This is a genomic window from Pseudomonas sp. TH32, assembly GCF_016650855.1.
Lineage (GTDB): Bacteria > Pseudomonadota > Gammaproteobacteria > Pseudomonadales > Pseudomonadaceae > Aquipseudomonas.
In genome coordinates, this window is sequence record NZ_JAEKFA010000002.1 from 1,622,864 (window position 1) to 1,641,311 (window position 18,448).

Consider the following 18,448-nt stretch of genomic DNA (forward strand, 5'->3'; position numbering starts at 1 on the left):
TCAAGTCCTTGCGCCTTTCTGGGCGTGTTCATCCAGGCCGTCCGCCAACAGGCTCAGGCCCAGCATCAGGGTGGAGATGGCGATGCACGGAAAGATCACCAGGTGCGGGAAGGCGATAGCCATGGCGCGGCCATCGTTGATCATGCCGCCCCAGTCGGGTGTCGGTGGCGGCAGGCCGAGGCCGAGGAAGCCCAGGGCGCCGATCATGATCGCGGTGTAGCCGATGCGCAGGCAGAAATCGACGATCAGCGGCCCGCCGCAGTTGGGCAGGATTTCCACCAGCATGATCCGCAGCGAACCTTCGCCCTGGGTGATGGCGCTGAGCACGTAGTCCCGGGAACGAATGTCGATGGTCAGGGCGCGCATGATCCGGAAGATCGCCGGCGCGCTGGTGAAGGTCACCGCAATCAGGATATTCAGGGCCGAAGCACCGAGGGCGATGATGATCACGATGTACAACACCAGCACCGGGAAAGACAGCACCGTGTCCGCCACATACGACAGCAGGCTGTCGACCCAGCCGTTGAAGTAACCGGCGCACAGGCCCATGGCGATGCCGACGGCAAAGGCGGTGAGGGTGGCAAGGATCGACCAGAACAACACGGTGCGGGTGCCCCAGATCAGCCGCGAAAGAATGTCGCGGCCAATCATGTCGGTGCCCAGCAGAAAGCTCTGGCCGTTGTCGCCGGCGGTCATTGGGGTGAGCAAGGGCGTGAAGCTTTCCAGCGGGTCATGGGGCGCGATCCACGGGGCGAACAGCGCGATCAGCACCCAGCCGCCCACCAGCAGCAAACCCAGCAAGGCCAACGGATGTTTGAAGGAATGCAGCAGGTTCATTGGGCACCTCCGCCGAGACTGCGCAGGGTGATGCGCGGGTTGAGCCAGGTGTAGGCCAGGTCCGAGAAGATCTTGGTGATGCCCACCACCACCGCACTGACCATCGCGCAGGCTTCGATCAGGTACACATCATGGTTCAACGAGGCGGTGTACAGCAGCGAGCCGAAGCCCTTATAGGCGAAGAACACCTCCACCACGATCACGTTGGACAGCAACCACGGGATGTACAGCATGATCACTGTGACCGGCGCGATCAGTACATTGCGCAGGGCGTGACGCAGCACGATGCGTGAGGTCGACGCACCCTTGAGCCGCGCGGTGCGGATATAGGGCGCCTGCATCACTTCCACCATCGAGGCCCGGGTAATCCGCGCCAGATAGCCGATGCCGAACAGGCACAGCACCATCAGTGGCAGCACCAATTGCACGGCGCTGAAGCCGTCGCTCATGCTGCTCACGCCGGGCAGCCAGTTGAGCCAGAACACAAAGATCGCCGAGACGAAGACCGCGCTGGCAAAGTCGGGAATCGAGGTGGTGACGATCGACAGGAACGATACCAGGCGGTCCAGCGCCGAGCCCTGGCGAATTCCGGCGAGCACGCCCAGGGTCAACGCCACCGGCACCATCACCAGCAAGGCCAGGCCGGCCAGGGTCAGGGTTTGCGCGAGGTTCGGCAGCAGCAGCTTGATCACCGATTCGCGAAAGTACACCGAGGTGCCCCAGTCACCGCTGACAAAGTCCTTGAGCCAAACCAGGTAGCGCCACACAAAGGGTTGGTTGTAGCCATGTTCCACCAGCCACGCCGCACGCTGGTCGGCGGCGGAGTAGGGGCCGAGGACGTTGATGGCCACGTCTTCGATATTCAGTTCCAGGGCCAGGAACACGATCAGTGACACCGACAGCAGGGTCGCCACCAGCGCCAATAACTTGCGCATAAGAAAATGAGCCATGGGTGCATGCTCCGACTGTTCAAGGGATGCCTGCCCGCGTACGGGCAGGGAGGAGGGCGCGGCTAACTCAAGCGCTCATCCACACACTGTCCATGGGGTAGAAGTCGGACGGGTGCACCTGGAAGCCCTGGACCTTTTTGCTCACGGCGGTGAACTTGTCGCCCCAGAACGGCTGCACGATCACGCACGCGTCCTGCAGGATGCGCTCGACGTTTTCCATCGCCAGCGCACGCTGTTTCGGGTCGATAATGCCCATGGCCTTGTCCAGCGCGGCATCGAACGCCGGGTCGCTGTAATGGCTTTCGTTCCAGGCACCACCGCCACGGTAGGCCAGCTCCAGGGACATCACTCCCAGCGGGCGATGGGCCCAGTAGGTGAGGCTGAAGGCGGCCTTGTCCCAGATCGGCCAGTACTGCGCGGCGGGGATCACTTTGAGGTTGATGCGGATCCCGGCTTCCAGGCAGTTCTGTTGCAGGATCTGCGCGCAGTCCTGCTCATACCGGCCCTGGGTATTGCCGACGATCAGGTCGATGTCGATGCCGTTCGGGAAACCAGCCTCGGCCAGCAGCTTCTTCGCCGCCGCCACGTCGCGGTTGCGCTTGGGCAGCGGGAAATATTCGGGGTGGGAGGGCGCCACATGGTGGTCTTCGCCAAGGGTGCCCATGCCGCGATAGGCGATCTTCAGCATCTGCGCGTTGTCGGCGCACAGCACCACCGCCTTGCGGATGCGCAGGTCGGTGAACGGCTTCTGGTCGCAGGCCATGCGCATCACCACGGTTTGCGCGGATTTGCAGGTGAGCAACTGCGCGCCGGGCAAACGCTTGGCCAGGTCCAGTTCGGCCACGGTCACGCGGTACAGCACGTCCACTTGCCCGGCTTGCAGGGCGGCGAGGTGGGTGGACACATCGGTGCCCATGTCCACGTAGCGCAGCTCGTCGAGATTCGCCGGCTTGCCCCAGTAGTCGGCGCGCTTGGCGAAGGTCGCCTGCTTGTTCACGGCGAATGACGTCAGCTTGAACGGCCCGGTGCCCAGCGGGTTTTTCGCCCAGTCGTCACCGGCCTTGAAGCTGCGGTGCACGATGGCGCAGGTGAAGGCGTTGAGCATTTCCGGGATCGCCAGGATCGGGCGCTTGAGCACCAGGCGGAACTGGAACTCACTGACTTTCTCGAAGGCCTTGATGTCCTGGAACGCGGTGCGGTTCACCGACTTGGAGTCGGCCGCAATCCAGCGTTCGATGTTGTGCTGCACGTCGTCGACGTTGAAGGTGTCGCCGTTGCTCCACTTCACGTTCTGGCGCAGGTTGAAGGTCCAGGTGGCGAGGTCTTCCGACGGGCTCCAGCTCTCGGCGAGGTACGGGTGGGTGATGTTGTCGGCGTCGACCCAGGTCAGGTATTCCACCGAGTTGCGCAGCAGGTTCGAGGCTTCGATCCAAGTGATCAGCATCGGGTCCTGGATTTCCTGGATGGCGCAGGCAAACCGCAGGCTGCCGCCCTGGCGCGGCTCGGCGGCCTGGGCGTTGTTACCCAGCAGTGCGGAGCCGAGGAAAGTGCTGGCGCTGGCGACGGTAATGCCCAGCAGCGCGGCCGTGCGCAAGAATTGGCGGCGATTGATTTCGCCGCTTTGGACTTGGGCACACAGATCATTTACGGCTGGATGCGGCGCGGCGCCGTCCAGGGTAGTCAACTCTTTCATAAGCCTCTCCGGTACTTGCGAATATGCGTTTTTGTTGAACCGCAAGGGTCAGTGGCAAGCGCCGCTAAGGCGCAGCCGGGACCTCTGTGAAGCCGGCAGAAGAACAAGGCGCAACGAAGTCGGGAGGGTGGCAATGGGATAGGACATAGGGCAGCTCTCATGTTGTTTTTATTAGAGATGCCCGCAGTTTTGTCATTTGCGCAAAGATCGACAAACGACAAATTCTGCGTTGGAACGTTCTATAAATGCATGTTACATGTCCTTCCCATGGCGACCTCTGGTGCGGGACGCGTCTAGCGCGACAACAAGCGCGGGTCGAACGGGTAATCGGAGAGCAGCTCGATGCCGTGTTCGTGGATGTAGATCTGTTCTTCCAGCTTCACCCCTTCGCCGCCGTCGTCGTGGCCGATGTAGCTTTCCACGCAGATGGTCATGCCGGCTTCGAACACGCCGTCGTAGCCCAGGGCATCAATGTCTTCGCGGTGCACCACGTAGGGGTATTCACCGGTCATGCCAACCCCGTGCACCAGGGCGAAGTAACGGTTGTTTTTGTAATGCTCGGGAATCTTCCAGGCCAGTTCCGCGTACTCCTTGAAACTGCGCCCGGCCTTGAGCATTTCCATGTTGGTTTGCACCTGCTCGTAGGCCAGCTTGTACAGCTCCTGCTGCTTGGCGGTGGCGGCCTGTTCGCCGCAGAGAAAGGTCCGCGAGAAGTCCGCGTAGTAGCCGAAACGCCCGACCACGTCGGTGTCCAGCGCCACCAGGTCGCCGGCTTCGATGGGTCGGGTGCTGCATTCCTGGAACCACGGGTTGGTGCGTGGGCCGGAGGACAACAGGCGGGTCTCGACGTAGTCCCCGTCGGTGGCGATCACATGCTGGTGCAGGTGGGACCACAGCTCGTTCTCGCTGATGCCGGGGGTGAGTTTGCTTTCCATCAGGCGCACGCCGGCTTCGGTGGCACGCAGGCTGGCGCGGATCATCTTGAGTTCGTTGGGCACCTTGATGCAGCGCGCGCGTTCCAGGGGTTCCTGGGCATCGAATATCTGATAGCCGAGTTTTTGCAATTCGAAGGCCGCGGCCGAGGTGGCGCTTTCAATGGCGATGCGTTTGCCACCGCCGCATTGGCGCACCAGCTCATCGATTTCGGCGGCCCATTCGGCGGTGACGTTGCCCAGGAAACTTTCGCAGAAGTAATACGAGATGGCCTTGGCCGGGCGCACTTCGTCGACGGTGTTGAGGGTTTCGGCCAGGTGCAGGCAGCCGCCGAACTCAAACACCACCACCGGGCCTTCTGCCGGGATAAACGCATAGCGGGCGGGGTTGCGCGCCGAGTACACCTGCATGTTGCGCGAGCCGGTGGCGTAGCGCATGTGGGTGGGGTCGAACAGCACGCAGGCGGCGTAGTCGCGTTTTTTCAGTTCGTTGCGTACCCGTTGCAGGCGGTCCAGTTGGATCTGCTGGATCTCGTCATAGGTAGGTTCGCAATCGGCGGGGTTGCGGTTGGGGCCGGACAGACTCATGGGGTGTTCCTCGCAGGGCAAATACGGTTTTTAGTTTTTTGAGGGGGTGAATCAGTCGAGCAACTGGTCGCTGCGGACCAGGTTGCGTTCGGCTTGCAGATGGGCTTCGGACAGGCGTCCGTAAAGCTGCTTGGTGCGCTGGGCACGGCCGATGATTCCGGGCTTTTCGGAGTAGGCGAAGATCGCCGTGTTGCGCTCGGTGGCGCCTTCGACGCGGGTCACGCGGTGCACCGAGAAACGCCCTTTGAAGATCTGCAGGTCGCCGGGGTTGAGTTCCAGTTCCTGCACCCGCGAACGGTCTTCGCCACGTACTACTTTGCCCACGGCGCCGAGGTTTTCCTGGGTGCGCGAGCGAATCATCGGCGCGTACTCGAACAGGCCGCCGGCCTCGGGCTTCTGGGTCATCATGCTGACGATGAATTCGTTGGTATCGAAGTGCCAGGGCTGCTCGGTACCGTCGGGCATCACGTTGATCACCAGCCCGGCGAACGGGTCGGCGTACTCGAAGATTTCCGGTTCGTTGAGGCACGCACCGATAAAGCGTTTCATCATCGGCGACACGTACAGCCGGTGAATGATGGCGTCCGGGGCAATCATGTCGCGGGTCACAAAGCCGCTGGTGCGCTCCATGAACGTGCGGCGCGGATCATCCTGGGGCAGGGAGGTGTCGTCTTCGGTGAAGTAGGCGTTGACCTTGCGCACTGAATAAAACGTCTTGCCCGACAGCGCCAAACCTTCCAGACGTGCCTGTTCCAGTGCCTCGGGGCGCAGGAAGTTCTTCAGCAGGCAGCAACCGTCTTCGGCCAGTTCGGCCCGCGCGTGATCGATCAGGGCCTGTAATTGAACATGGCCCGAATCATGTATGGGGTACAGCTCGGTATTAATAATGTCGCTGATATCGCCCACTTCAGCGTCAGCAAGTTGAAGGCTCATGCAAGACTCCCGGAACTATCAGTTGGTGTTTTCTGGCTGAACCGATAGTTGCTGAACGAGGTGCAAAGTGGAAATTACAAGTTGTGATCGAATCCATCGGGGAGGGCGATAGTTATGTCGGGCGAACTGGATGGCACGCTGCTTAAAGTGTTTGTGGCAATTATTGAATGCCAGGGTTTCTCGGCCGCCGCCGAGCGCCTGCACAAAACCCAATCCACGGTCAGCCAGAGCCTGCAACGCCTGGAAGACATCGTCGGCACGCCGCTGATCCGCCGCACCAGCCGCTCGGTGGGCCTGACCCCCAGTGGCGAAACCTTTTTGATCTACGCCCGGCAGATCCTCAAGCTGCACAGCGAGGCCGTCAGCGCCGCGCAATTGCCCAACGAGCAGGTATGCATCCACCTCGGCATGCCCGAGGACTACGCCGAATATTGCCTGGGCGGGATGCTCAAGGACTTTCAGGCGCAATTCGCCCAGGTACGCCCGGACGTGTGCTGCGAGATGTCCACGGCCTTGGTGGGGCGTTTGCAACGGGGTGAACTGGACCTGGTGCTGGGGGTGGAACACGCCGGTTTGCAGGCGGGGGAATACCTGTGCGACGAGCCGCTGGTGTGGGTGGCGGCGCCCAGCTGGAGCTGTGTGGGGCGTCAGTCGGTGCCGTTGGCGGTGTACGCCGAGGGCTGTGCGTTTCGTGCGAATGCGGTGCAGGCGCTGGCCCAGTCCGGCCGCTCGTGGCAGGTGGTGTACACCAGCCAGAGCCCTCGGGGCATTGCGATCGCGATTGAGCAGGGGCTGTCGGTGGGCGTGATGGCGCGGCGCCTGGTGCCGCCTGACTGGCAGATTCTGGACGAGCGCCAGGGATTCCCGCCGATCGCCCCGGCGCGCCTGATGTTCTGGCGCTCAGCCGGTTGCCAGGTGCCGGAGGTGGATGCACTGGTGGAGATACTGCGCCGGCAATTGGGCCACTCAGGGCACCTGGGCAGCCAGCGCCTCGGCGGTTTGTCGATGGGCCATGCGCTTCAGCAATAACAGGCTGGCCAGCACCCAGGCCACGATCCAGCCGTGGACCACGGCAAACTCGCCGGTTACTTGCAGCAGCCATCCGCACAGCGCATTGCCGGTGGCACTGGCCAGGCCGTAGCTGACCATGCTCAGGCTCACCACCTGCAGGCTCTGCACCGGGGTGAGTCGGGCGCCGACGTAGGCCGCCATCAAGCCCCAGCACGGGAAATAAAACAGCGCGAACAGCCCGGCCGCCAGCCAGCTCAGCACCTGGCTGGGATGCCCCAGCAAACCGAGCATGCTCAGACCAAACACGCCGATACTCAGGGCCATCACCCGCAACGCGCCCCAGCGGTCTGCCAGTGTGCCCAGCAGCAAGCCGCCGACGACACCGCCAATGCCGATCAGCGTCCACATCGAACCGGTGACGGAGGCGCTGGCCTGTAGCTGCTCGCTGACGAACGCCGACAGGAAATTCAGAAAGGGCCCGCTGATCGCCCCGATAAACGCGCTGAGCAACACAATCTGCGTCGCCACCGGTTGCGCCACACACAATTTCAGCCATTGGCGCAGCACCTGACTCAGCTTGGGTGCCTTGGTATCGCGCGGTGCTGGCTCCTTGAGCGGGGCCAGTGCCCACAGGGTCAGCAGCGTCACCAGCAACGTCAATCCGGCGCAGATCAACCAGAACTGCCGCAGGGACAATCCTTGCAACAGTGCGATCAACAGCCCGTTCAAGCACAGCGCAAACGCCGACCCTGACGACGCCAGCCCCAGTACACGGCTGCGGTGCGTGGCCGGGATAACGTCCTGGGCCAGGGCCGAAATCGCGTTCCAGTTCGACACTGCACAGGCCGACACCAGCGCCAGGCACAGGGCGAAGGGCAGCACCCACGGCGTGGCAACGGCCAGGGCCAGCAGGGCGGGACTGAGGACGATGGTCAGGCGCACCATATTGCGCGGGCTGATCCACGCCGCCGCCAGGCCGCTGGCAATCGAGGCGCCCATGTAGAACAGCTGCAACAACGCGGCAATCAGCGCGGCCTGGCTGTAACTCAGGTCAAACCCCAGGCGGATCTGCGGCAACAACGCCGAGTACAGGAACACACTGAAACCGTGGGTAGTGGCGTTGCACGCGGTAAACACAAGTGCCAGCAAGCCAATACTTCGCCGGGATGAAACGGGTGCGTTCGACATGGCGATGGCTCGATAAGTTAATCGCGAAAGAGAAGGGCGAAGTAATAAGAAGTGCATCGGCAGACTAGCGTTTATAGCGCGGCGGCGACCAATGCTTAATTGTCTTAGTGTGCATGCGTTATACGCAGGCTATTTATGCGTGAGCGACGGTCTGCGTCGATAAACGACACTTTCAGTGCGTGGAGCGATTAATCGTCTGTCGGCGCGGGGCGCTACCGCTGACCCAATACAAAAAGGTATGTTGTGCAGGTTATTTCCCCTGTGCTCCCGAGTGTCGTCCATGAAACGCAAAATGCCCGGTCTCAACGCCCTTAAAGCTTTCGAAGTCGCCGGCAGTACCGGCAGTTTTACCCGGGCTGCCGAGCTGTTGAACGTGACGCAGAGTGCGGTCAGCCGCCAGGTGCGCCAGCTGGAAGAACAGTTGGGCGAGGCCCTGCTGGAGCGTCGGCATCATCACCTGGAATTGACCAGCGCCGGGCGGGTGTTGCTGCGGGCGTTGCATCAGTCGTTCGACAAGATCGAGCTGACGGTGCGCAGTATTCAGCAGAAGTCCCATGCCAATCGGCTGCATATCAACGCGCCGCCGACGTTTACCAATCGCTGGTTGATGCCGCGTTTGGGGCGGTTGCGTGAGCAGCATCCGGAGTTGGAGTTGAGCATCACCACGCGGTTGCAGGACAGCCTGGCGGAGACCAGCACGCTGGATTGTGCGATTCGGTTTGGGGATGGGGAGTGGGATGGGTTGGACAGTTCGTTGTTGATTCAGGAGCGGCATATCGCGGTGTGTGCACCGTCGTTGTATGCCCGGGAGTGGAGTGACGGGATTGACCTGAATCGCATGACGTTGCTGCATGTGTTGGCGCGGGAGGATCAGCGGTATCTGACGTGGAAGCATTGGCTGGATGCGGCGCGAATCAGTGGGGTTGATATCGAGGGTGGGTATGAGTTTGACCTGCTGGATCTGGCGATTCGGGCGGCGATCGATGGGTTGGGGATTACCATTGCGGACTGGCATATGGTGGCTTCGGAGTTGGCCAGTGGGCAGTTGACGCAGGTGTTGAATGTGCATGTGGAGGGGCACCAGTCGTATTGGTTGGTGACCCGGCCGGAGCAGACTGACTCGCCGCAGTTGCAGGTGTTTGGGCAGTGGTTGCAGGAGGAGATCTGGTTGGCTCAGCGGCAGTTGGAGCCTTCTTTGGCGGCTGTTTGATTGTGTACATATCCGTTATTTAGGTAACGGCCGCCTATGGTTCCGCTCTTACAGCGGGTCACTTTGGAAAAGCCCCAAAGTAACCAAAGGGCTCTGCCCCGCCTGTCGGCGCCTCGCCTAGGCTCGGCGTTCCCTCACTCCGGCGCTGCTCCGCGGGCCGCCGCGATGGGCCATCCCTGGCCCAGCGCGGCTAAACCGGCGTCCTGCCGGTTTACCCGCTCCGCACCACCTGCGTTCGGCCTCGGGCTTATTGGGGCAGTCAGAGCCAGATCAAGATCAAAAGCAAGAGCACAGCGGCCTACAGGCCGGCTTGAGTGGTAGAAGCCAGATCAAAAGCCAAAGCAGAGCCGCTTTTCTGTAGGAGCCGGCTTGCCGGCGAAAAACCTGAGAACGCCGCGTTGAATCAGGATGCCCACGTCATCGTTAACGACCATCGCCGGCAAGCCAGCTCCTACAGGGGATCGTGCCCGCTTTAGATTTTGATTTTGCTTCTACCACTCAAGCCGGCCTGTAGGCCGCTGTGCTGTTGATCTGCTTTTGATCTTGATCTTGGGCGCCCCGTTAAACCACGCTGGCCGAACGCAGGTAGTACGGAGCGGGTAAACCGGCAGGACGCCGGTTTAGCCGCGACGGGGCAGGGACGCCCCGTCGCGGCGGCCCGCGGAGTAATGCCTGCGTTCGGGCACACCGAGCCTAGGCGAGGTGCCGAGTGGTGGGGCAAGAGCCTTTTGGTTACTTTTGGGCTCCTTTCAAAAGTGACCCGCTGTAAGAGCGGAACCCATATCAGCCATCACCCAAATAACGGATATTCACTCACTCAATCAATCAACCCAGCCCCAACCGCTCATGCCACTCGGCAATCGACTCCTTCGGATACTCATCAAACCGCAAATCCCCCGGCCGAACACTCACCTCAACCCAGGGCGCCTTCGACCCCAGCATCAAATGCGTATGCTCCGGCGGCACCGGCAACGGCGTATCAATCGCCGAAGCAAACGGATGAATCAACTCCGGCCACTCCGGACTGAACAACCACAACCCCGACCCACACTGCGAACAAAAATGCCGCTCGGCCGTGCTCGCATGCGCCCGGCTATCCCCCGGTCCCTTCATCCGCGCGTGATAAACCGAAATCAACTTGCGCCCCCGCACCTTCAGGCTTTTAGCGTCGCCCCCAAGGTTGATCGCATACCCGCCACCCCCCTGGGTCTTGCGACAAATCGAGCAGTAACACCGCTGATAGGGATACGGATGCGCACTCTCAAGACTGAACGTAACCGCGCCGCAATGGCAGGAACCTTCAAGCTGCATGACCTGATCTCCTTCGCAAAAGATGAACGTTAGCTTAGGCGCCCGGCAGCCGAGGCGGTTCCATCTCCGGCATCAAGGTCGCGATCAACGCTCGAATGGTCCCCGGCAACGCCTCCAGCTCCCGCACCAGGATGCTGCGCTCGCGCACGGCCCAGACCTCATCCAGCCTGACCGTCACCAACTGCATGGTCCGACTGTGCCGCACCGCCGCCGACTCGGGAATGATGCCGATCCCGACGCCAGCCTCGACCATCCGGCAGATCGCCTCGAAGCTCGACATCTGGATGCGCAACGACAAGTGTTTGCCCAGCCGTTCCACGTGCTCCCGCAGGAAACTCAGCAACGTGCTGCCGTCATGCAGGCCGATATGCTGATAGGCCAGGGTTTGCTCCAGCGTCACCGAAGGCAGGCCCGCCAGGGGATGCCCCACCGGCACCGTGAGCACCAGGTGGTCGGTGCTGAAATGCAACACCTGCAAGCCCGACGCCTCCACCGGGCCGGCGATGATGCCCATGTCGCTGGTGCCGTCGAGTACGCCGCGCACGATGTCACGGGACAACCGCTCCTGCAGGTCCACGGTCACGCCGGGGCGCTGGGACAGGAAGCCTGCCAGCACTTCCGGGAGAAACTCGGTCACCGCCGTGGTGTTCGCGAAGATGCGGATGTGCCCGGCCGAATCGATGCCGTATTGGGTGAACTCGCTTTTCAGGTAATCCACCTGGCGCATGATCAACCGCGCGTGGTGCAGCAGGCGTTCGCCCGCCGGGGTGATTTCCACGCCACGGCTGTCGCGGTACAGCAGTCGGGTGTCGAGTTGGCCTTCCAGGGCCTTGATCCGCGCGCTGGCGGCGGCGGGCGAGAGGAACGCGCGCTTGGCACCCTGGGTCAGGCTGGGGGATTCGGCGATATGGATAAACAGGCGTAAGTCCGCCAGATCAAAGTGCATGGAAGGCTCCGGTTGCGGTCAGCGGCGTTCAGCATAGCCGAACGCTGCTTTATTGAAATGCAAATTCTCAGAACGGCTACGGCCCAGCATGATCCGGTTCAGATTCCCTGCCCGAGGACATGCACCTGATGAGCGCCACAGACTGGATCGGCCGTAGCGAAACAGCCCACGACCACTTGAGCCACAACCTGCTCAAACGCATCGCCGCCACCTTTGGCGAAGCAGTACCGGCGGACGGCGAAGCGGTGCCGCCCCTGTGGCAATGGTGCTTTTTCCAGGACCCGCTGCCCGAGTCCGCCCTGGGCGGCGATGGCCATCCAGCCCGTGGCGGCTTCCTGCCGCCGGCCGATAACCGCAATCGCATGTGGGCCGGTGGGCGTATCGAGTTCTTCCATGCGTTGCGGGCCGGTGAGTCCGCCACCCGGGTGTCGACCATCACCCAGGTGGAAGAAAAACCGGCCGCACCGGTTCGTTGCTGTTCGTCACCGTGCGCCACGACTATTCCCAGGACGGTCGCCTGGCCCTGCGCGAAGAACAGGACATCGTCTACCGCGAACCCACGCCGCCCAAGCAGGGCAGTGGTGATGTGCTGCCTGAAGGCGCCTGGCGCGAAGCGGTCGACCCGACGCCCACCCTGTTGTTTCGCTACAGCGCCGTGACCTTCAACGGCCACCGCATCCATTACGACTACCCCTACGTCACCGGCACCGAAGGTTACTCGGGGCTGGTGGTGCACGGGCCGCTGATCGCCACCCTGAGTCTGCGCGCCTTTTGCCGCGCAAATCCCGAGGCCACGTTGCGCCGTTTTTCGTATCGCGGTGTGCGCCCATTGATTGCCCCGCAACCCTTTGAAGTCGGCGGGCGCATCACCGGGCCTGGTGTGGCTGAACTCTGGGCGGGCAACGCTGACGGCCTGGCCCAGCGCGCCGAACTGCATTTCGAATAAACCTCCAAGAACAACAGGCGGAGAGCCGTTAATGAACCCGAATGACAACGAAGAACTGAATGCCATCCGCGAAGGCGTGCGCGCCCTGTGCGCCGAATTCGACGCTGCTTACTGGCGCAAGGTCGACGAAGAAAAAGGCTTCCCCGAAGCCTTCGTCAAGGCCCTGACCGACGCCGGATGGCTGTCGGCAATGATCCCGGAAGCCTACGGCGGCTCCGGCCTCGGGCTGGCGGAAGCCTCGGTGATTCTGGAAGAAGTGAACCGCTGCGGCGGCAACTCCGGCACCGTCCACGGCCAGATGTACAACATGTTCACTTTGCTGCGCCACGGCAGCGAAGCGCAGAAAAGCTTCTACCTGCCCAAGCTCGCCAACGGCGAACTGCGCCTGCAATCGATGGCCGTGACCGAGCCCACCACCGGCACCGACACCACCAAGATCAAGACCACCGCGGTCAAGCGTGGCGACAAGTACGTGATCAACGGCCAGAAGGTGTGGATCTCGCGGGTGCAGCATTCCGACCTGATGATCCTGCTGGCCCGCACCACGCCGCTGGCCGAGGTGAAGAAAAAATCCGAAGGCATGTCGATCTTCCTGGTCGACCTGCGGGAAGCCATCGGCAACGGCCTGACCGTGCAGCCCATCGCCAATATGGTCAATCACGAGACCAATGAGCTGTTCTTCGACAACCTGGAGTTGCCCCTCGACAGCCTGATTGGCGAGGAGGGCAAGGGCTTCCGCTACATCCTCGACGGGCTGAATGCCGAACGTACCCTGATCGCCGCCGAGTGCATTGGTGACGGTCGCTGGTTTATCGAGAAAGCCAGCGCCTATGCCCGCGACCGCGTGGTGTTCGGCCGGCCCATCGGGCAGAACCAGGGCGTGCAGTTCCCGATTGCCGAAGCGCATATCGAGATCGAAGCCGCCGACCTGATGCGCTGGCGTGCCTGTGAGGAATACGACAGCGGCGCCAATGCCGGGGCCAGTGCGAACATGGCCAAGTACCTGGCGGCCAAGGCGTCCTGGGAGGCCGCCAACGCCTGCCTGCAAACCCACGGCGGCTTCGGGTTTGCCTGCGAATACGACGTGGAGCGCAAGTTCCGCGAGACCCGCCTGTACCAGGTCGCGCCGATCTCCACCAACCTGATCCTGTCCTACGTGGCCGAGCATTTGCTCGAACTGCCACGCAGCTTCTGAGGCGCCGACCATGAGCCATACCCAAGCGCTGTGCCGGTTCCTCGCCGAGTTGACGTACGAACAATTGCCGGACGAGGTGCTCGCCCGCACCGAAGACCTGTTCCTCGACTGGCTCGCCTCGGCGCTGGCCAGCAAGGGCGCCCATCCGATCCCGTTGTTCGAGCGTTATGCGCGCACGATGGGCCCGGCCAATGGCCCGGCGCAGGTGATCGTCAACGGCGGCAGCAGCAGCGCCTATTTCGCTGCGCTGGTGAACGGCGCGTCGTCGCACCTGGTGGAGCAGGATGACCTGCACAACAGCTCGGTGTTGCACCCGGCGACGGTGGTGTTTCCGGCGGCATTCGCGGCAGCGCAAGACCTCGGCAAGTCCGGTCGCGAACTGCTGCTGGCGTCGGTGGCCGGTTACGAAGCCGGGATTCGCATCGGCGAATTCATGGGCCGTTCCCACTACCGGATCTTCCATACCACGGCCACCGTCGGCACCCTCGCGGCGGCTGTCGCGGTGGGCAAGCTGCTGGATTTCAACCAAGAGCAATTCATCAACCTGCTGGGCAGTGCCGGCACTCAGGCGGCCGGTTTGTGGGAGTTCCTGCGGGATGCCGCCGACTCCAAGCAATTGCACACCGCCAAGGCGGCGGCCGATGGTTTGCTGGCCGCCTATTTGACGGCGGACGGGCTGACCGGTGCGCGCAATATTCTGGAAGGCGACCAGGGCATGGCCGCCGGCATGTCCACCGACGCGGACCCGAGCAAACTGTCGGATCGCCTCGGCAGCCGCTGGGCGCTGCTGGAAACCTCGTTCAAGTTCCACGCCTCGTGCCGCCACACCCATCCGGCCGCCGATGCGTTGCTGGACCTGATGCAGCGTGAAGGCCTCAGCCATCACCACATCACCCACGTGGAAACCCGGGTTCACCAGGGCGCCATCGACGTGCTGGGCCGGGTGACGCTGCCGCAGACCGTGCACCAGGCCAAGTTCTCCATGGGCACCGTGCTGGGTCTGATTGCCGTGCATGGCAAGGCCGGGCTGACTGAGTTTCACGAGTTGCCGCTTAACGACGGGGCTGTGTCGGCGTTTCGCGACAAGGTCAGCATGACCCTCGACGCCGAGGTCGACGGTGCCTATCCCCAGCGCTGGCTGGGCCGGGTGATCGTGACCACGGCCGATGGCCGTACCTTGCACGGCGCCATCGACGAACCCAAGGGCGACCCCGGCAACACCCTGAACCGTGCAGAACTGGCCGATAAATTCCAGCGCCTGACCCAATTCAGCGGCGCCCGCACGCCCGCGCAAACCGGCGGGCTGATCGAAAAAGTCTGGGACCTGCGCAACGCCGTGTCCCTCGCTCACTGGCTTTAAGGAATCGTCATGACTGCTAATCAACGACCGCTGGACGGCATCACCGTCGTCAGCCTGGAACACGCGATTGCCGCGCCGTTCTGTACCCGCCAGTTGGCCGACCTTGGGGCCCGTGTGATCAAGATCGAACGCCCGGGCGCCGGTGACTTTGCCCGTGGCTACGACGAGCGCGTGCGCGGGCTGGCCTCGCATTTCGTGTGGACCAACCGCTCCAAGGAAAGCCTGACCCTGGACCTCAAGCACGATGAGGCCGGGGACATCCTGGAAACTCTGCTGGCCGACGCCGACGTGCTGGTGCAGAACCTCGCACCGGGTGCTGCGGCACGCATGGGGCTGTCATTCGAGGCGCTGCATGAACGCTTCCCACGGCTGATCGTGTGCGACATCTCCGGCTATGGGGAGGGCGGGCCGTATGAGAAGAAAAAGGCCTACGACCTGCTGATCCAGAGCGAAGGCGGCTTCCTCTCTGTGACCGGTGGCCCGGGCGAGGACCAGATGGCCAAGGCCGGCTGTTCGATCGCCGACATTTCCGCCGGGATGTATGCCTACAGCGGCATCCTCTCGGCGTTGCTGCTGCGGGGCAAGACCGGGCAGGGCAGCCGCATCGACGTCAGCATGCTGGAAAGCCTGGTGGAGTGGATGGGCTACCCGATGTACTACGCCTTCGACGGCGCACCCCAGCCACCGCGGGCGGGTGCGGCGCATTCGACGATCTACCCGTACGGACCATTTCCCACTGGCGACGGCGGCACGGTGATGCTCGGGTTGCAGAACGAACGCGAATGGGCGGCGTTCTGCGACAAGGTGCTGCTCACGCCTGGGTTGGCCACTGACGAGCGTTTCTCGGCCAACTTCAAGCGTTCGGAAAATCGCGACGTGCTGCGCCAGATCATCGTCGACAGCTTCGCGCAAATGAGCGCCGAAGGTGTGATCCAGCGTCTGGAAGACGCGCAAATCGCCAGCGCCCGGGTCAACGACATGCAAGGCGTGTGGGATCACCCGCAGCTCAAGGCCCGGGACAGCTGGCGCGAAGTCGACAGCCCGGCGGGCAAGTTGCCGTCGTTGCTGCCACCGGCGCGCAATGCCGCGTTTACCCCAAGGATGGACGCGGTGCCGGGGCTGGGACAGCACAGCCAGGGGATTCTCGACCAGTTGGGTTATTCCGCTGAAGCCATCGACAGCCTGCGTGCACGCGGCGTTATCTGATAAGGAATTGAACGATGCCAACCTCTCTTGTGCGTTCTGCGCTGTTTGTACCCGGCAGCCGACCGGAACGGTTTGCCAAGGCCCTGGCCAGTGGCGCCGATGCGGTGATTGTGGATTTTGAAGACGCGGTGGAAGAGCCGCTCAAGCGTCAGGCCCGGGACAACCTCGGGGTGTTTTTGCAGGCGACGCCGGCGGCGCGGGTGTGGGTGCGGATCAATGCGCCTGAGCATCCTGAGCATTTTGCCGATGTGGCGTTCTGTCAGGCCCATGCCGGGGTCGCGGGGGTGTTGCTGCCCAAGGTTGAAAGCGCGGCCCAGGTGGCCGTGGTGGCCGCCACGGGCAAGGCGATCTGGCCGATCATCGAGAGTGCACGTGGCTTGCTGGCGGTGGCGGAAATCGCCCACGCGCCGTCGGTGGAACGCCTATCATTCGGCGGCCTGGACCTGGCGCTGGACCTGAACCTGAGCAGCAACTCCCCGGCCGCTCAATTTGCCCTGGACCAGGCGCGCCTGGCCTTGATCGTGCATTCCCGCGCCGCCGGGCTGGTGGCGCCGCTGGACGGTGTGCACCCGGCCATCGACGACCCCGAGGGCCTGCGCCGCTCGATTCGGCATGCCTATGAAATGGGCTTTGCCGGCGCGCTGTGTATCCATCCCAAGCAGGTGGCGGTGATTCATCAGGCGTTGGCCCCCAGCGCCGAGGATCTGGCGTGGGCGAAACGGGTGGTGGAAGCCGGTGCCCATGGGGCAGGGGCCTATCAACTGGACGGGCAAATGGTCGACGCACCGGTGTTGTTGCGGGCCCAAAGATTATTGGCCGCACAACCGTAAACATGTGGGAACGGGCTTGTGTGGGAGCCGGGCTTGCCCGCGATGGGATCAATTCGGTTTGTCTGAAGCACCGAGGTGCCTGCATCGCAGGCAAGCCAGCTCCTACAGTTGATCTCGGTTGTCAGCCAGGTCGGCGTTCGTCCACGCCGAACGCAGGTATCTAAAATTCGAAATTCTCTATACGCGTGACATCAGGCACCTTGCCCTCATCACACAACAATAAGAAGGTGATTTTCCATGCTCAAGCTTTCTCGGGCGCTGCTCTGCGCCGCCACCTTGTTTGCCGCGGGCCTGGCCCAGGCGGCCGACCCCATCGTGATCAAGTTCGCCCACGTTGTCGCTGAGAACACCCCGAAAGGCCAGGGCGCGTTGCTGTTCAAGAAGCTCGCTGAAGAACGCCTGCCTGGCCGGGTAAAAGTCGAGGTGTACCCCAACTCCTCGCTGTTCGGCGACGGCAAGGAAATGGAGGCGCTGCTGCTGGGGGACGTGCAGATGCTGGCGCCGTCCCTGGCCAAGTTTGAGCAATACACCAAGCAAGTACAGATCTACGACCTGCCGTTCCTGTTCAACGACCTGGCGGCGGTCGACCGCTTCCAGGCCGCCCAGGGCAAGGCGCTGCTGACCTCGATGCAAGACAAGAACATCCTCGGCCTGGCCTATTGGCACAACGGCCTCAAGCAACTGTCATCGAACAAGGCCCTGCATGAACCCAAGGATGCCCGTGGCCTGAAGTTCCGCGTGCAGGCTTCCAGCGTGCTCGAAGAACAGTTCAAGGCGATCCGCGCCAACCCGCGCAAGATGAGCTTTGCCGAGGTGTACCAGGGCTTGCAGACCGGCACCGTCAATGGCACCGAGAACACCTGGTCGAACTATGAAAGTCAGAAGGTCAACGAAGTGCAGAAGTACTTCACCGAGTCCAACCATGGCCTGATCGACTACATGGTGATCACCAACGCCAAGTTCTGGAACGGCCTGCCGCCGGACGTGCGCACCACCCTGGACCAGATCATGGTGGAAGTCACCGTCGAGGTGAACAAACAGGCCGAAGCGCTGAACCAGTCGGCCAAGCAGAAGATCATCGACGCCAAGACCAGCGAAATCATCGAACTGACGCCTGAGCAACGCCAGCTCTGGCGCGAAGCCATGCGCCCGGTATGGCAGAAGTTCGAAGGTGAAATCGGTGCCGACCTGATCAAGGCGGCGGATGCGTCGAACCAGTAATCGATTGCTGAAAAAAAACCGACTCCTGTGGGAGCGGGCTTGCCCGCGATGGCGTCACCTCGGTGTTCCTGAAAGACCGAGTCGCGCGCAT

At 62.5% G+C, this 18,448-nt stretch carries 15 protein-coding genes and 1 pseudogene; 8 read left to right on the forward strand and 8 right to left on the reverse strand.

Features of this window, described 5'->3' with window-relative positions:
* The 5 genes from JFV30_RS11040 to JFV30_RS11060 all read right to left on the reverse strand — a co-directional run bounded on the left by JFV30_RS11040 (position 1) and on the right by JFV30_RS11060 (position 5,933).
* Entirely contained in the window at positions 1–837 is an 837-nt protein-coding gene (locus JFV30_RS11040) for an ABC transporter permease (RefSeq protein ID WP_201123644.1), read from the reverse strand.
* A complete protein-coding gene (locus JFV30_RS11045) occupies positions 834–1,787 on the reverse strand; it encodes an ABC transporter permease (protein ID WP_177047818.1) in 954 nt (317 codons plus the stop codon). The genes JFV30_RS11040 and JFV30_RS11045 overlap by 4 nt, the downstream gene beginning before the upstream one ends.
* A gap of 67 nt (positions 1,788–1,854) precedes the next feature.
* Positions 1,855–3,480: an ABC transporter substrate-binding protein gene (locus JFV30_RS11050; protein ID WP_201123646.1), complete on the reverse strand. Its 1,626-nt coding sequence runs from the start codon at positions 3,478–3,480 to the stop codon at positions 1,855–1,857.
* A gap of 293 nt (positions 3,481–3,773) precedes the next feature.
* Entirely contained in the window at positions 3,774–5,000 is a 1,227-nt protein-coding gene (locus JFV30_RS11055) for a M24 family metallopeptidase (protein WP_201123647.1), read from the reverse strand.
* A 51-nt stretch (positions 5,001–5,051) separates the two neighbouring features.
* A complete protein-coding gene (locus JFV30_RS11060) occupies positions 5,052–5,933 on the reverse strand; it encodes a HalD/BesD family halogenase (protein WP_169388184.1) in 882 nt (293 codons plus the stop codon).
* Positions 5,934–6,047: 114 nt separating this feature from the next.
* Here JFV30_RS11060 and JFV30_RS11065 point away from each other — a divergent pair, with 114 nt between their 5' ends.
* Complete coding sequence (locus JFV30_RS11065) at positions 6,048–6,962, forward strand: LysR family transcriptional regulator (RefSeq protein WP_010169764.1); 915 nt, start codon at positions 6,048–6,050, stop codon at positions 6,960–6,962.
* On the opposite strand, the gene JFV30_RS11070 is transcribed toward JFV30_RS11065, so the two are convergent.
* Positions 6,900–8,132, reverse strand: coding sequence for an MFS transporter (locus tag JFV30_RS11070; RefSeq protein ID WP_201123649.1), 1,233 nt, complete (start codon positions 8,130–8,132; stop codon positions 6,900–6,902). The two genes, JFV30_RS11065 and JFV30_RS11070, sit on opposite strands and share 63 nt — an antisense overlap.
* A 280-nt stretch (positions 8,133–8,412) precedes the next feature.
* On the opposite strand from JFV30_RS11070, the gene JFV30_RS11075 reads away from it, so the two are divergent.
* On the forward strand, positions 8,413–9,342 hold the full coding sequence (locus JFV30_RS11075; protein WP_169388187.1) for a LysR substrate-binding domain-containing protein: 930 nt from the start codon (positions 8,413–8,415) through the stop codon (positions 9,340–9,342).
* An 825-nt stretch (positions 9,343–10,167) separates the two neighbouring features.
* Here the strand turns inward: JFV30_RS11075 and JFV30_RS11080 are convergent.
* Together JFV30_RS11080 and JFV30_RS11085 are read right to left on the reverse strand one after the other, a co-directional pair.
* Positions 10,168–10,653, reverse strand: coding sequence for a GFA family protein (locus tag JFV30_RS11080; RefSeq protein WP_201123651.1), 486 nt, complete (start codon positions 10,651–10,653; stop codon positions 10,168–10,170).
* 34 nt (positions 10,654–10,687) lie between these two features.
* Positions 10,688–11,599: a LysR family transcriptional regulator gene (locus tag JFV30_RS11085; RefSeq protein ID WP_177046744.1), complete on the reverse strand. Its 912-nt coding sequence runs from the start codon at positions 11,597–11,599 to the stop codon at positions 10,688–10,690.
* A gap of 128 nt (positions 11,600–11,727) precedes the next feature.
* Here JFV30_RS11085 and JFV30_RS11090 point away from each other — a divergent pair.
* The 6 genes and pseudogenes from JFV30_RS11090 to JFV30_RS11115 all read left to right on the forward strand — a co-directional run bounded on the left by JFV30_RS11090 (position 11,728) and on the right by JFV30_RS11115 (position 18,357).
* Positions 11,728–12,545, forward strand: a pseudogene (locus JFV30_RS11090) (FAS1-like dehydratase domain-containing protein).
* Positions 12,546–12,576: 31 nt separating this feature from the next.
* Positions 12,577–13,740, forward strand: a complete 1,164-nt coding sequence (locus JFV30_RS11095; RefSeq protein WP_169388190.1) for an acyl-CoA dehydrogenase family protein — start codon at positions 12,577–12,579, stop codon at positions 13,738–13,740.
* Positions 13,741–13,750: 10 nt separating this feature from the next.
* The gene (locus tag JFV30_RS11100) at positions 13,751–15,100 is read left to right on the forward strand and encodes an MmgE/PrpD family protein (RefSeq protein WP_201123653.1); all 1,350 of its coding nucleotides are present in this window, start codon (positions 13,751–13,753) and stop codon (positions 15,098–15,100) included.
* Between the two features lie 9 nt (positions 15,101–15,109).
* Positions 15,110–16,306, forward strand: coding sequence for a CaiB/BaiF CoA transferase family protein (locus JFV30_RS11105; protein WP_169388192.1), 1,197 nt, complete (start codon positions 15,110–15,112; stop codon positions 16,304–16,306).
* Between the two features lie 14 nt (positions 16,307–16,320).
* Positions 16,321–17,136, forward strand: coding sequence for an HpcH/HpaI aldolase/citrate lyase family protein (locus JFV30_RS11110; protein WP_010169755.1), 816 nt, complete (start codon positions 16,321–16,323; stop codon positions 17,134–17,136).
* A 237-nt stretch (positions 17,137–17,373) separates the two neighbouring features.
* Entirely contained in the window at positions 17,374–18,357 is a 984-nt protein-coding gene (locus tag JFV30_RS11115) for a TRAP transporter substrate-binding protein (RefSeq protein ID WP_010169754.1), read from the forward strand.
* Positions 18,358–18,448: the final 91 nt, after the last annotated feature.